Annotated in this window: 12 protein-coding genes; all 12 read left to right on the plus strand. The window is 74.3% G+C overall.

The features are described from left to right. Positions 1 to 40: 40 nt before the first annotated feature. The 12 genes from A0J59_RS19735 (at position 41) to ilvC (ending at position 14,599) form a co-directional block, all read left to right on the plus strand. Positions 41 to 1,132 carry a 3-oxoacyl-ACP synthase III family protein gene (locus A0J59_RS19735; RefSeq protein ID WP_255365375.1) on the plus strand — a complete coding sequence of 364 codons (1,092 nt, stop codon included), beginning with the start codon at positions 41 to 43 and terminating at the stop codon, positions 1,130 to 1,132. Then, the gene (locus A0J59_RS19740; RefSeq protein ID WP_053371414.1) at positions 1,129 to 1,920 is read left to right on the plus strand and encodes a glycosyltransferase family 2 protein; all 792 of its coding nucleotides are present in this window, start codon (positions 1,129 to 1,131) and stop codon (positions 1,918 to 1,920) included. Before A0J59_RS19735 ends, A0J59_RS19740 begins: the two co-directional genes overlap by 4 nt. Beyond that, positions 1,917 to 3,221 carry a cytochrome P450 gene (locus A0J59_RS19745; RefSeq protein WP_255365376.1) on the plus strand — a complete coding sequence of 435 codons (1,305 nt, stop codon included), beginning with the start codon at positions 1,917 to 1,919 and terminating at the stop codon, positions 3,219 to 3,221. The genes A0J59_RS19740 and A0J59_RS19745 overlap by 4 nt, the downstream gene beginning before the upstream one ends. Next, positions 3,218 to 5,014 (plus strand): class I adenylate-forming enzyme family protein, encoded by a 1,797-nt coding sequence (locus A0J59_RS19750; RefSeq protein ID WP_064317217.1) that lies wholly within the window; start codon positions 3,218 to 3,220, stop codon positions 5,012 to 5,014. The genes A0J59_RS19745 and A0J59_RS19750 overlap by 4 nt, the downstream gene beginning before the upstream one ends. Then, positions 5,011 to 5,991, plus strand: a complete 981-nt coding sequence (locus A0J59_RS19755) for an NAD(P)-dependent oxidoreductase (protein WP_064317218.1) — start codon at positions 5,011 to 5,013, stop codon at positions 5,989 to 5,991. The genes A0J59_RS19750 and A0J59_RS19755 overlap by 4 nt, the downstream gene beginning before the upstream one ends. A 47-nt stretch (positions 5,992 to 6,038) precedes the next feature. Next, entirely contained in the window at positions 6,039 to 6,590 is a 552-nt protein-coding gene (locus A0J59_RS19760; RefSeq protein ID WP_064317219.1) for a DUF4037 domain-containing protein, read from the plus strand. 19 nt (positions 6,591 to 6,609) lie between these two features. Continuing rightward, entirely contained in the window at positions 6,610 to 8,463 is a 1,854-nt protein-coding gene (locus tag A0J59_RS19765; RefSeq protein WP_082919210.1) for an alpha-glucosidase, read from the plus strand. Between the two features lie 120 nt (positions 8,464 to 8,583). Then, positions 8,584 to 9,567 (plus strand): ABC transporter ATP-binding protein, encoded by a 984-nt coding sequence (locus tag A0J59_RS19770; protein WP_064317220.1) that lies wholly within the window; start codon positions 8,584 to 8,586, stop codon positions 9,565 to 9,567. Continuing rightward, positions 9,564 to 10,571, plus strand: coding sequence for an ABC transporter permease subunit (locus A0J59_RS19775; RefSeq protein ID WP_064317221.1), 1,008 nt, complete (start codon positions 9,564 to 9,566; stop codon positions 10,569 to 10,571). The genes A0J59_RS19770 and A0J59_RS19775 overlap by 4 nt, the downstream gene beginning before the upstream one ends. A gap of 437 nt (positions 10,572 to 11,008) precedes the next feature. Continuing rightward, positions 11,009 to 12,922, plus strand: a complete 1,914-nt coding sequence (locus A0J59_RS19780; protein ID WP_064317222.1) for an acetolactate synthase large subunit — start codon at positions 11,009 to 11,011, stop codon at positions 12,920 to 12,922. A 6-nt stretch (positions 12,923 to 12,928) separates the two neighbouring features. Then, entirely contained in the window at positions 12,929 to 13,453 is a 525-nt protein-coding gene (ilvN, locus tag A0J59_RS19785; RefSeq protein WP_047232530.1) for an acetolactate synthase small subunit, read from the plus strand. 120 nt (positions 13,454 to 13,573) lie between these two features. Beyond that, positions 13,574 to 14,599 (plus strand): ketol-acid reductoisomerase, encoded by a 1,026-nt coding sequence (ilvC, locus tag A0J59_RS19790; RefSeq protein WP_064317223.1) that lies wholly within the window; start codon positions 13,574 to 13,576, stop codon positions 14,597 to 14,599. Positions 14,600 to 14,668: the final 69 nt, after the last annotated feature.

Raw genomic sequence — 14,668 nt, forward strand, 5'->3', positions numbered from 1 at the left:
ACCGCCGTCGGAGCGGGTCTGCTTGGCTACTGTGTCGCGCGTGCCAGACAACCCCGCCGGGACGGCGTCCCGCCCGCTCCTCGCGCCCCCGACGGCCGTGCTCGCCGCCGTCGGGGTCCACCTGCCCGAGCGCACGGTCGACGTGCGCGAGGCGGAGCGCGCCCTCGCGGCGCGCAACCCGGGCGCGGCGCCGCGCGTGCCGATGGTCTCCCGCCTCACGGGCGTGCGGCAGGTCCATGTGCTCCCGGACGACTGGGACGCGTCCGACCTCGCGGTCGCGGCCGCGGAGAAGCTGCTCGCGACCGAGGGGCTGGCGACCGACGACGTCGACCTGCTGCTCTTCGCGTCGGCGAGCCAGGACATGGTCGAGCCGGCGACGAGCCACATCGTCGCGGCGAAGCTCGGCGTCCGCGCACCGGTGATGGACGTCAAGAACGCGTGCAACTCGGTGCTCAACGCGATCGAGGTCGCGGAGGCGCTCATCGGCACAGGGCGCTACGCGACCGTCCTGATCGCGTCGGGCGAGGCGCCGTCGCGCGCGGTGCGCTGGGACGTCCCGGACCGCGCGACGTACCTGCTCTCCGCGCCGGGCTACACGATGTCCGACGCCGGCGCGGCCGTCCTCGTGCGCCGCGCCACCGCCGTCGAGGCCGAGGCGCGCGACGCGGACGGCGTGCCCGCGCCGCGCGGAATCCTCGCGAGCGCGTTCGGTGCGGAGTCGGCGCACTGGGACGTCGGCATGCTCCCGGGCGGCGGCACGGCGCACCCGCGCGACCTCGAGCGGACGTACTTCGAGATCGACGGGTCGCGCCTGCGCGACGCGTTCCTCGCCCTGGGACCGGGCGTCGTCCTCGACGCGCTGGGTCGCGCGGGCCTGGGGTGGGACGACGTCGCGCTCGTCGCGGTCCACCAGGTCGCCGTCGCGTACCTCGACGACGTGCACGCCGCGCTCGGCCTCCCGACCGGCCGCACGCTCGTCACCGTCGCCGACCACGGCAACGTCGCCTCCGCGACGCTCCCGTTGCAGCTCGCCACGGCGCTGGAGACCGGCCGGGTCGGGCCGGGGGACGTCGTCGTGCTCGTCGGGCTCGCCGGCGGGATCAGCATCGGCGCGACGGTGGTGCGGCTGTGACGGCGCGCCGGTTCACGCGGCACGTCGCGAGCCCGCAGCGGCTCGCGGTCGTCGTCCCCGCGCGCGACGAGGCGCACGGGATCGTCGCGACGCTGGAGGCGCTGCGCGACCAGCAGGACACCGACTTCGACCTCGTCGTCGTGGACAACGGGTCGTCGGACGGCACGGGCGACCTCGTCCGGGAGACGGCCGCGGCGTGGGGCATGACGCGCTGGCGCGTCGTCGACGAGCCGCAGAAGGGGACGGGCGCCGCGGCCGACACGGGGATGCGGGCGGCGATCGAGCAGGGGGCGACGCACCTCGCGCGCACGGACGCCGACTGCCTCCCGCTGCCGGACTGGACGCGGCGCGTGCGGGCCGCGTTCGCGAGCGGGCACGACCTCGTCGCGGGCCGGCTCGTGGCGCGGACGGACGACCGGCCGGTCTCGCGCGTCCAGCAGGGGGTGCTGTCGGCGGCGGTGAGCGTCGCGAGCACGTTCGGGCGCTTCCGGCCCGGCAACCAGGACCCGTCCTACCTCGGTCCCTACGTCATGGCGCCGGGCTGCAACATGGCGATCACGGCCGAGCTCTACGAGGCCGCAGGCGGGTTTCCGCGCACGGCGATCGAGGACGTCCACGAGGATCGGGCGCTCGTCAACGCGGTGCGCCGCCTCACGCGGCGGTACGGGGCGCACCGCGAGGTCGTCGTGCTCGCGTCGGCGCGCCGGGCGCACGCCTGGGGCCTGGTCCGCACGCTCGGTTGGTACGCCGACCACCGCTATCGGCCCGACGTCGTGGACATCCGGTGACCGGGACGACGCTCGCGCCCGCGCCCACCGGGCTCGCCGCGGCGATGCGCTGGGAGGAGCGCGTCCAGCGCGGGGCGCACCCGCTCGTCTACCCCGCGATCCGGGCCCTGCGCCACCGCGGTCCGGTCGTGCGCGTCCCCGGCATCGGGGTGGTCGTGTCCGACGCCGCTACCGCGCGGGCCGTGCTGCTCGACACCGAGCGCTTCACCAAGGTGGGCCCGGGGTCGCCGTCGGACCTCTGGACGCCCGTGCTCGGCCCGTCCGTGCTGCTCAACATGGAGGGCGCCGACCACGCGCGCCTGCGCCGGGCGCTGTCCGGACTGTTCACGCCCCGTGCGGTGCGCGAGCTCGTCGCGGTGAGCGTCCCCGACGTCCTCGCGGGGCTCGCCCCGCGCCTGCTCGCGGGCGAGCGCGTCGACCTCGTCGCGGAGACCGCGACCATGGCGGGCACCGTCATCTGTGCCATGACCGGGCTGCCGCCCACCGACGCCGCCGTGCGCGAGGCGATGACGGCCGCGCAGTCCGTGGTCGGGCTCGTGCGGCTGCACCGGCGCAGCCTCACGCCCGCGCAGGTGCGGCACGCGCGCGCCGTCCTCGCGCGGCTGTCCGCCCCGGCCCGCGACGCCTACCGCGCGGGCGACCCCGCGACCGTCCCCGGTCGCATGCGCGAGCTCGGGCTCTCGGAGGACGAGGCGATGGGCGCGGTCGGCGCGTTCGTCCTCACGGGGACCGAGACCATCCAGTCCTTCGTGCCACGCCTCGTCGCGCTCACCGCGGACACCGGCTGGCTCGACCGGCTCCTCGCGGCCGACCCCGGCGCCGGACCGGAGGCCGCGGCGCTGCGCGGGCGCGTCGTCGAGGAGGCGCTGCGCGTCACGGCGCCGACGCCCGCGATGCTGCGCTCGGTGCGCACCGACGCGACCGTGGGCGACGTCCGCGTCCGCGCGGGGGACCGGGTCGTGATCGCGACGATCTCCTGCTGCAAGGACGCAGGCCCATTCGACCCGGACGCCCCCGTCGACCCGGCCGTGCGGCACCTGTGGTTCGGCGCCGGCCCGCACTTCTGCCTCGGCATGCCGCTCGCCATGGCTCAGGTCGACGCGGTGCTGGACGCGCTGCGCCCCGTCGCGGCCGCGGGGCGCAGCGTCGAGGTCGTCGACCGTGCCGTCGCGCGCGGCGTGCTCATCCCCGCGTACCGTTCGCTCGTCGTGCGAGCGACCGACGGCAGGGCGCGCGCGTCGGGTTCGGCCACGCGCCCGGTCGCGGGATCGGCCGTGTCGCAAGCAGGGGAGGCGGCGTGACCGCGCCCGACGACGTGACCGGCCACCTGCTCGGCCCGATCCTCGAGCGGGGCGCCCCCGGCCACGCGTCCGAAGGGGCCGTCGCGCTCCGACGCTGGACGCGGCCCGGACGCCGCGGCGCACGCGTGCGCGAGGAGGTCACGTACGCCGACCTCGCGCACCGCGTCGAGGCGACCGCGACGGCGCTCGCGGCCGACGGTCTCGCGCCCGGCGACCGGGCGCTGTTCTCGGTGCGCCCTCGGCCGGCGGGCGTCGTGCTCGCGTTCGGCGTCGTCCGTGCGGGCGGCACGATCGTGTTCGTCGACCCCGGCTCGACCCCCGAGCTGTTCACGGCGCGCGTGGGCACGGCCGGGCCGTCGCTCGCGACCACCGAGTCGCTGCTGTACGCGGTGTCGCGGGGACCGTTGCGCCGACTGGCCCGCTCGCGCGGCCTGCTGCTGCCGGACTACGCGAGCCTGCCGCTGCGGCACGTGCACGCGGGTCCGTGGCTCCCCGGGGTGCCGCGCGGCTCGCGCGCCGCGCGCCGCCTCGCCGCGGGTCCTGTCGACCACGCGGCGCTGCCGTCGCTCGACCCGGACCGTGAGGCCCTGACCGTCTTCACGTCCGGTACGACGGCGCAGCCCAAGGCCGTCGTGCACACGGCGGGGTCCCTGCTCGCCGGGTGCGACCTGCTGCGCGACGTGTTCGCGCTCGCGCCGGGCGACGTCGTGCACACCGACCAGATGCTGCTCGGCGTCCCGGCGCTGCTCGCGGGCGCCACGTGGTCCGTGCCCGCCGACCCGCCGGGCCGCGACATCGCGACCTTCGCGCGTCAGCTCGACCGCGCTGCGGGCACCTACCTCGTGCCGGCGGACGTCACGGCGCTGCTCGACGCGGTCGAGGCCGGGACGGTGCCCCCGCGCGGGCCGCGCGTCGCGCTCGTCGGTGGTGCGCCCGTGACCCGGGCGCTCCTGGAGCGCGCGACGCGCGTGCTGCCCGGCACGCGGTGGGTCGCGGTGTACGGGATGACGGAGATCCTGCCGGTCGCGGTGGTCGAGGCGCGCGAGAAGCTCGCGTACGCGGGGGACGGCGACCTGGTCGGCGCACCGCTGCCCGGTACCGTCGCGCGACTCGACCCGGTCGAGGGCGAGGGGCCCGAGGACGGCCAGGACGCCCCCGGCGGGCCCGGGCACGACATCGTCGTCGGGGAGCTCGTGCTGTCCGGGCCGTCGCTCATGGCGGGCTACCTGCACGACCTCGACGCGCCCGCGCGTGGCCTGGGCGCACGGGCCGCGGAGCACCGTACCGGCGACCTCGCGCGCGTCGACGACACCGGGCGGCTCGTGCTCGTCGGCCGCACGCGAGACATGATCATCCGCGGCACGACGAACATCTACCCCGGCCTGTACGAGCCGCGCGTCGCGGCGCTCGACGGCGTCGGCGAGGCGCTGCTCGTGGGCGTGCCCCAGGTGGACGGCGACGAGCGGGTCGCGCTGGTCGTCACGGCGGGGACGGGCGACCCGGCGACGGGTGACCCTCGGCCGGATGGGGCCACCGGGCGCGGTCCACGGTCCGACGGCGGGTCGGCGGTCCGCCTCGACCCGCACCACCCGCTCGTCGACCGGGTGCGGGCCGCGCTGCCGGGCGTGCTCGACCACGACGCGCTGCCCGACGTCGTGCTGCACGCCGACCGCGTCCCGCTCGCCGGTCGCTCGCGCAAGCCCGACCGTGCGGCGCTCTCCCGCGCCGCCGCGCCGTTCGTGCACGCCGAGCCGACCGCCGTCGGCCGGGACACCCACGGCGCCCGCGCGTGAGGATCGTCGTCACCGGGGCGTCGGGGTTCGTCGGGGGAGCGGTCGCACGCGGTCTCGTCGCCGACGGCCACGAGGTCTGGACGTCCTCCCGCCGCGACCCGGGGATCCCGGGCGCCCGGCACCTCGCGTGGGACCTCACCGCCGGTCCGCTCGCCGACCCGCCCGCGGTGGACGCCGTCGTGCACTCGGGTGCCGCCGTGTCCGACTGGTGCGCGCTCGAGGTCGCGCGCGCGACCAACGTCGGCGGGACGCTCGCGGTGCGCGACACGTTCCCGGGCGCGCGGTTCGTGCACGTGTCGTCCGGCAGCGTGTACGACCCGTACGCCCCGAGCGTGCGCGCCCGCGAGCAGGAGGCTCCTGTCGCCCGGTACCTCGACGCCTACGGGACGACCAAGGCGGAGGCCGAGCGCGCGCTGGCCCGCGACGCCTCGGACCACCCCGACCGGGGCGCCGTCGTCGTGCTGCGCCCGCACGCCGTCTACGGCCCAGGAGACACGACGCTGCTCCCGCGGATCGAGGCGGCCGTGCGGCGCGGACGCCTCGTCCTGCCCGGAGGGGGCGGTGTGCTCCAGTCGCTGACGCACGTCGACACGCTGCTCGCCGCGGTGCGCGCCGCCGTCGCGCTGCCCGACGACGCCGCCCGTGCGCCTGGCCGCGGAGAAGTGCCGACCCGGGGGCTGCTCGTCGCGAACGTCGCCGACGCCGAGCCGGTCGTGCTGCGCGACGCGCTCACCGAGGCGCTGCGCCGCCGCGGCACCGCCGTCCGTGTCGTCGCCGTCCCGGTCCGCCCCGCGTGGGCGATGGCGGGCGCGGTCGAGACGGTCGCGCGCTGGCTGCGACGGCCCGAGCCGCCGCGCCTCACGAGGTACGCGCTGAGCCACCTCGCGATGGAACGCACCTACGACCTCACGGTCCTGCGCGACGTGCTCGGGGTCGAGCCGGCTCCCACGAGCTTTGTCGGGGCCGAGCGGTGGTAGCGGCGAAAGCCCTGGGTGTCGTGACGCCGACCCGCTAGGTTGCCCGGGTGGAGACCGGGACCGACCTCGCGCGGCGCTACTACGACGAGGTCGTCGAGCCGATCGTGCTCGGCCGCTGGCCCGGTCTGCCGCACGCGGCGGGACGCCTCGGGAGCGGGTCCGACGTCCTGGGGCTCGACGACGCGACGTCGCGCGACCACGACTGGGGCCTGCGTCTGACGCTGCTGGTCGACGAGCCGATGGTCGACGAGGTCGACGCGCTGCTCGATGCGGCGCTCCCTGGCACGTTCGCCGGTCACCCGACCCGGTTCCCGACCACGTGGAGCCCGCACGGTCCGCACCAGGTCGAGGTCGCGTCGCCGTCGGGCTTCACCACGTCCCGCCTGGGACTCGAGGCGACGCGCCCGCTCAGCCTGGACGACTGGCTCGCGCTCACCGGTCAGGCGGTGCTCGAGGTCACCGCGGGTCCCGTCTTCGCGGACACCGACGGTCGGGTCGCCGCGGCACGCGACCGCCTCGCCTGGTACCCGACCGACCTGTGGCGGTACGCGGTCGCCGCGGCGCGCGGTGTCCGGCAGGCTGGGACGACCACCCCGTGACCCGAGAGGAAGCCATGCGATGACCTCGTCCGCACCCACCCCGGACCCCCTGCCCCGCGGCGGGTGGCCCGGCGCCGAGACGCCCGGTGACGCGCCCTGGTGGACGCGCTCGGTCGTGTACCAGGTGTACCCGCGCTCGTTCCAGGACACCGACGGCGACGGCGTCGGCGACCTCCCCGGGATCACCCGGCGGCTCGACCACCTGGAGCGGCTGGGGGTGGATGTCGTCTGGTTGTCCCCGGTGTACCGGTCGCCGCAGGCGGACAACGGCTACGACATCAGCGACTACGAGGACGTCGACCCGCTCTTCGGGTCGCTCGCGGACCTCGACGCCCTGATCGAGGGTCTGCACGCGCGCGGGATGAAGCTCGTCATGGACCTCGTCGTCAACCACACGAGCGACGAGCACCCGTGGTTCGTCCAGTCGCGGTCGTCCGCCGAGAGCCCGCGGCGCGACTGGTACTGGTGGCGCCCCGCACGCGCCGGCATGGAGCCCGGGGCGCCGGGAGCCGAGCCGACCAACTGGCGCTCGTTCTTCGGCGGGAGCGCGTGGCGGTTCGACGAGGCGTCGGGGGAATACTACCTGCACCTGTTCGACACCAAGCAGCCCGACCTCAACTGGGAGAACCCCGAGGTCCGCCGGGCGGTCTACGCCATGATGCGGCGGTGGCTCGACCGCGGCGTCGACGGGTTCCGGATGGACGTCATCAACCTGATCTCCAAGGACGTCGCGCCCGACGGCTCGCTGCCCGACGGCGAGGTGCACTGGGGGACGTTCGGCGACGGGAGCCCGCACTACACGGACGGGCCGCGCGTGCACGAGTTCCTCGCCGAGATGCACCGCGAGGTGTTCGCGCCGTACCTCGCGCAGGGCCGCGAGATCCTCACCGTGGGGGAGACGCCGGGCGTGACCGTCGAGCACGGCGTCCGCTACACCGACCCCGACCGTCGCGAGGTCGACATGGTGTTCCAGTTCGAGCACATGGGCATCGACCACGGCGCGACGCGCTACGACCCGGTCCGGTGGGACCTCGCCGACCTCAAGGCGACGCTCGGCCGGTGGCAGGCCGGTCTCGCCGACCGGGGCTGGAACGCCCTGTACTGGGACAACCACGACCAGCCGCGCGTCGTCTCGCGCTTCGGCGACGACTCTCCCGCGCACCGCGTCGCGTCGGCCAAGGCGCTCGCTCTCCTGCTGCACCTGCACCGCGGCACGCCGTACGTCTACCAGGGCGAGGAGCTCGGCATGACGAACGCGCCGTTCACGCGGGTCGAGCAATACCAGGACGTCGAGTCGCTCGGGTACTTCCGCGAGCTCACCGGGCGCACGGGCGGCCCGCGGCTGCGCACCGACGGCGAGATGCTCGCCGTGCTCGCGCACGCGAGCCGCGACCACGCCCGCACCCCCGTGCAGTGGGACGCGACCCCGAACGCCGGGTTCACGACGGGGAGGCCGTGGCTCGAGGTCAACCCGAACCACACCACGATCAACGCGGAGGCCGCGTGGGCCGACGAGGACTCGGTCCTGCACTTCTACCGGCGGCTCGTCGCCCTGCGTCGCGACGAGCCGGTCGTCGCGCTCGGCGACTTCCAGATGCTCCTCCCGGACCACGCGGCGCTCTACGCGTTCACCCGGACCCTCGACACCCCGGTCCGTGACGGCAGGACCAGGCGGGACGAGCTCCTCGTCCTCGTGAACGTGAGCGGGCAGCCGCAGGACGTCCCCGACGGCGTGCTCGCCGGCTGGGAGGACGCGGCGACCGTGGTGGCCACGCACACCGCGGCGACCGCCGGCGGGCGCCCGGGCAGCGCCCGTCTGGAGCCCTGGGAGGCCGTCGTGCGCCGCCGCTCGACCGAGATCCTCCCCGAGTAGGAGGCAGGTCATGCGACGGTAGGAGGTCTGTTCCGTCTGGACCAAGAGTGCCCTATGCTCACCCCAGCCGGCGGGGCTGCCGGGCAGGGGGCCGCGGCGCGGCCGGGGAGGGGCGCACGGGTGCAGACCACGGGAGCCCCCGCGATCGAGACGCGGGGGCTGCGCAAGACGTACCGGAGCCGCAGGGGGCGGTCGGTGGGCGTCGAGGGGCTCGACCTCGTCGTGCCCGTCGGCGGGGTCCACGGGTTCCTCGGGCCGAACGGCTCCGGGAAGACCACGACGATCCGCATGCTCCTCGGGCTCGTGCGCGCCGACGCGGGGAGCGCGCACATCTTCGGCCGCGAGGTGCCGCGGCACCTGCCCGACGTCGTCGGTCGCGTCGGTGCGATCGTGGAATCCCCGAAGTTCTTCCCCGCCTTCAGCGCGCGCAAGAACCTCGACCTGCTCGCGGCGGCGATCGGCGCTCCTGCGGGCCGGGTGGGCGAGGTGCTCGCCGAGGTCGGGCTGTCCGACCGCGCCGGCGACCGGTACCGCGGCTACTCGCTGGGGATGAAGCAGCGGCTCGCGATCGCCGCGACGCTGCTCAAGGACCCCGACCTGCTCATCTTCGACGAGCCGACGAACGGGCTCGACCCCGCCGGGATCCGAGAGATCCGGGACACCATGCGCTCGCTCGCGGACCGCGGGAAGACCGTGCTGGTGAGCAGCCACATCCTCGCCGAGGTCGAGCAGGTCGCGGACACGGTCTCGATCATCGCGCGCGGGCGCCTCATCGCGTCGGGGAGCGTGCGCGAGCTCATCGGTGCCGGCGGCGCGACGCTCCAGGTCGGGGTCGCCGACCCGGCGCGCGCCGCCGCGGTGCTGCGTGCCGACGGCTTCACGGTCCGCGAGGACGGCGCCCGCCTGCTCGTGGACGGCGTCGCCGACGCCGCGCAGGTCACCCGGGCGCTCGCCGCCCACGACCTCTGGCTCACCGAGCTCGTCCCGGTGCACGCCGGCCTCGAGGCGGTGTTCCTCGAGCTCGTCGGCAAGGACGAGGCCACGGGCACGCGGCACGACCGTCGTGGTGACCACGCCGTCGCGACGCAGGGGGTCGTCGCATGAGCCGCCTGCTGAGGGTCGAGCTCCGCCGCCTCCGCGCGCGTCGTCTCGTGCGCTGGGCGAGCGCGGGGACCCTCGTCCTCGCGGCGCTGAGCGTGCTGCTCGCCTACACCCAGAGCCTGCCGCCGTCGCAGCTCCAGGTGGAGCAGGCGGAGCACGCGTACGAGCAGCAGCTCGACGACTGGGAGCAGAACGGAGACGAGTACGTCGCGCAGTGCGAGTCGGACCAGGAGGTCGCTCGCGAGACCGACCCCGCCGCCGACTACGGGTGCGACGACATGGCGCCCCGGCTCGAGTGGTTCCTCTCCGAGACCCCGACGTTCGACGGCGACGAGGAGTCCTGGCCGGCCCCGGGCGCGACGACGGTCACCCAGCTCGCACCGCTCCTGCTCCTCTTCGCGCTCGTCGTCGGGGTGTCGTTCCTCACCGCCGAGATCTCGTCGGGGGCGATCGGGCTGTGGCTCACCTTCGAGCCGCGCCGTCAGCGCGTCTACTGGTCCAAGGCCGCCGCCGCCGCGCTCGGTGTGCTGCCCGTCGTCGTGCTCGCCTATCTCGTCATGGCGGGCGGTGCGTACGGGGCCTACGCGATCAACGGACAGCTCGGGGCGGTCACCGCCGAGACGTGGACGCGGCTCGCGGGCGTCGGCGGACGGGCGGTGCTCGCTGCCGCCCTCGTCGCGGCCACGGGTGCTGCGCTCGGGGTGCTGCTGAAGAACGCGGCGGGGGCGCTCGGTCTGGTCGTGGTCTGGGTCGCCGTCGTGGAGACGGTCGTCACGCTCGCCGTGCAGGACGCGCAGGTCTGGCTCGTGCGGACCAACGTCGCGGCCTGGGTCCAGGGCGGCACGACCGTCTGGGTGCAGGAGTGCACCACGGACGCGACCGGGACGACGTGCCAGGGCGTGGAACGGGTCGTCACCCAGGCGCAGGGCGGCCTCTACCTGCTGGCGGTCGCCGCCGTGCTGTCGCTGGTGGCAGCCGTCGTGTTCCGGCGGCGCGACGTCTCCTGACACCTCGTGCGGCGGCGGCGACCGCTCCTCGTGCCGAGGCGCTCGTCCCATCTCGTGAGACGGGCGCCTCGACACGTGACATCCCCGAAACATGGGCGTACAGTCCCATGACGTGCAGACGATCCTCCTTGTAGTACTTCCTGAGCGCGCCGGCTGAGGCCACGCCACCAGGCTTCGTCAGCGCGCTCACCCCTCGTCCAGCCCGGCATCCCGGGTCCGAGGGGTTTTTTGTTGCCACCACACCGGCACGACAACACCACACAGGACCGCGGACGGCCCACCCCGGCCACCGCGAGCGCCGCACCCGCGAGACCCGCGAGCACCGGCACCGCACACCGCGACCAGCACGACCGCACCACCACGGTCGGCTCCGGTACCCGGCGGAGCGCCCCCATAGGGCGCCCGCCGGGCCGAGGCCACGACACGCAGGAGACACCATGGCCCAGGGTCCCACCCCGGCACCTCCGCGACCGGGGGCCCCGACGCCCGCGGCGCCGGCGCCGAAGCCCGCCCCGACACCCGCGTCGGTCGCCCCGCGCGGCGACGTCCGGCGCGCTGCCACGGCTCGCCCGGCCGGCAGCACGCAGGGCACCTCGACGGGTGAGGAGATGACCGGCGCGCAGTCGATCGTCCGCTCGCTCGAGGAGGTCGGCGCCGACGTCGTCTTCGGCATCCCGGGTGGTGCGATCCTCCCGACGTACGACCCGCTCATGGACTCGCAGCGACTGCGCCACATCCTCGTGCGCCACGAGCAGGGCGGCGGCCACGCCGCGCAGGGCTACGCGCACGCGACCGGCAGGGTCGGCGTGACCATGGCGACCTCGGGCCCCGGCGCGACGAACCTCGTCACCCCCATCGCCGACGCGAACATGGACTCGATCCCGCTCGTCGCGATCACCGGCCAGGTCGCCGCGGGCGCGATCGGCACGGACGCCTTCCAGGAGGCGGACATCGTCGGCATCACGCTGCCGATCACCAAGCACAACTTCCTCGTCACCGACCCGGACGACATCCCGCTCACCATCGCGGAGGCGTTCCACATCGCCTCGACGGGCCGTCCCGGTCCGGTGCTCGTGGACATCGCGAAGTCGGCCATGCAGTCGCGCACGACGTTCTCGTGGCCCCAGGACGTACAGCTCCCGGGCTACCACCCGGTGACGAAGCCGCACAGCAAGCAGATCAAGGAGGCCGCGCGACTGCTCGCGTCGGCCCGCCGGCCCGTGCTCTACGTGGGTGGCGGCGTGGTCCGCGCGAACGCGTCGGCCGAGCTGCGGCGCCTCGTCGACCTGTCGGGCGCGCCGGTCGTCACGACGCTCATGGCGCGCGGCGCCGTGCCCGACACGCACCCCCAGAACCTCGGGATGCCCGGCATGCACGGCACCGTCCCGGCCGTGGCGGCGCTCCAGAAGGCGGACCTCGTCGTGTCCCTCGGCGCGCGCTTCGACGACCGTGTGACGGGCAAGCTCTCGAGCTTCGCTCCGCACGCGCAGGTCGTGCACGCGGACATCGACCCGGCGGAGATCGGCAAGAACCGCGACGTGGACGTCCCGATCGTCGGCGACCTCAAGGAGGTCATCTCCGACCTGCTCCCCGAGCTCGAGCGCGAGCACGAGGCCAAGGGGAAGCCGGACGTCGAGGCCTGGTGGCGCCAGATCGACGACTGGCGCGAGACCTACCCCCTCGGGTACACCGAGCCCGACGACGGCCACCTCGCCCCGCAGCACGTCATCTCGCGCCTGGGCGAGATCTCCGGCCCTGAGTCGATCTACGTCGCGGGCGTCGGCCAGCACCAGATGTGGGCCGCGCAGTTCATCCGCTACGAGCACCCGCGGACCTGGATCAACTCCGGCGGCCTCGGCACCATGGGCTTCTCGATCCCCGCGGCGATGGGCGCGAAGGTCGGCCGCCCGGACGCCACGGTGTGGGCGATCGACGGCGACGGCTGCTTCCAGATGACCAACCAGGAGCTCGCCACCTGCACGATCAACGAGATCCCGATCAAGGTCGCGCTGATCAACAACTCCTCGCTCGGCATGGTGCGCCAGTGGCAGACCCTGTTCTACGACAAGCGCTACTCCAACACCGACCTGCACACCGGGCACGGCACGGCGCGCGTCCCCGACTTCGTCAAGCTCGCCGACGCCTACGGGTGCGAGGGCATCCGCGTCGAGTCGATGGGCGACGTCGACGCCGCGATCAAGCGCGCGATGGAGATCGACGACCGCCCCGTGGTCATCGACTTCAACGTCTCGCGCGACGCGATGGTGTGGCCGATGGTCGCCGCCGGCGTGAGCAACGACGACATCCAGTACGCGCGGGGCATCTCGCCCGCGTGGGACCGAGAGGACTGACCCGCCATGTCCCGCCACACCCTCTCCGTGCTCGTCGAGAACAAGCCCGGCGTGCTGACGCGCGTCGCGGGCCTGTTCGCTCGCCGCGCCTTCAACATCCACTCGCTCGCGGTCGGCCCGACCGAGCACGAGGAGATCTCGCGCATCACCGTGGTCGTCGACGTCGAGGAACGTCCGCTCGAGCAGGTGACCAAGCAGCTCAACAAGCTGGTCAACGTCATCAAGATCGTCGAGCTCGACGCGGCCGCGTCCGTGCAGCGCGAGCTCCTGCTCGTCAAGGTGCGCGCCGACGGCGCGAACCGCACCGGCGTGCTCGAGGTCGTCAACCTCTTCCGCGCGAAGGTCGTCGACGTCGTGCCCGACGCCGTGACCATCGAGGCGACGGGCACGGGCGAGAAGCTGAACGCCCTGCTCGGAGCGCTCGAGCCCTACGGCGTGCGCGAGATCGTGAAGTCGGGGACCGTCGCCGTCGGGCGCGGCTCCCGCTCGATCACCGACCGCGCGCTGGAACGCGTGGTCCGCTCCGCCTGACGATCGCCTACCCTCGCACCAAGACCCGCACGGGCGTCGGTGCGCACCCGATCGTCGTTCCACCGCGAGACATCGCAACAGACCCCCTGCACCGCAAACGAAGAACCGAGGAGAACCATCGTGGCTGAGCTGTTCTACGACGACGACGCCGACCTGTCCATCATCCAGGCCAAGAAGGTCGCGATCGTCGGCTACGGGAGCCAGGGCCACGCGCACGCCCAGAACCTGCGCGACTCCGGCGTCGAGGTCGTCGTCGCCCTCCGCGAGGGCTCGAAGTCGACCGCCAAGGCCCAGGACGAGGGCTTCGAGGTGAAGTCCGTCGCCGACGCCGCGGCGTGGGCCGACCTGATCATGATCCTCGCGCCGGACCAGCACCAGCGCTCGATCTACAACGACGAGATCAAGCCGAACCTCGCCGCCGGCAAGACGCTCGCCTTCGCGCACGGCTTCAACATCCGCTTCGGCTACATCGAGGCCCCCGACGGCGTCGACGTCATCCTCATCGCGCCCAAGGCCCCGGGCCACACCGTGCGCCGCGAGTTCGTCGCGGGCCGCGGCATCCCCGACATCATCGCCGTCGAGAAGGACGCGTCGGGCCAGGCGTGGGACGTCGCGCTGTCGTACGCGAAGGCGATCGGCGGCACGCGCGCCGGCGTCATCAAGACGACGTTCACCGAGGAGACCGAGACCGACCTCTTCGGCGAGCAGGCCGTCCTGTGCGGTGGCGTGTCGCAGCTCGTCCAGTACGGCTTCGAGACCCTCGCCGAGGCCGGCTACCAGCCGGAGATCGCCTACTTCGAGGTGCTCCACGAGCTGAAGCTCATCGTCGACCTCATGTGGGAGGGCGGCATCGCCAAGCAGCGCTGGTCCGTCTCCGACACCGCCGAGTACGGCGACTACGTCTCCGGCCCGCGCGTCATCGACCCGCACGTCAAGGAGAACATGCAGGGCGTCCTCGCGGACATCCAGTCCGGCGCGTTCGCCAAGCGCTTCATCGACGACCAGGACGCCGGCGCGCCGGAGTTCACGGAGCTCCGCGAGAAGGCCGCGCAGCACCCGATCGAGAAGGTCGGCAAGGAGCTGCGCTCGCTGTTCGCGTGGAAGCAGCAGGACGCCGACTACACCGAGGGCAGCGCCGCACGCTGACGCAGGCAGGGCGACGAAGGAGCCCTTGCCGGAGTCGGCGGGAGGTGTCTGCCCGACCGACTGCACCGA

This window comes from Cellulosimicrobium sp. I38E (assembly GCF_001647255.1).
Taxonomy (GTDB): domain Bacteria; phylum Actinomycetota; class Actinomycetes; order Actinomycetales; family Cellulomonadaceae; genus Cellulosimicrobium; species Cellulosimicrobium cellulans_E.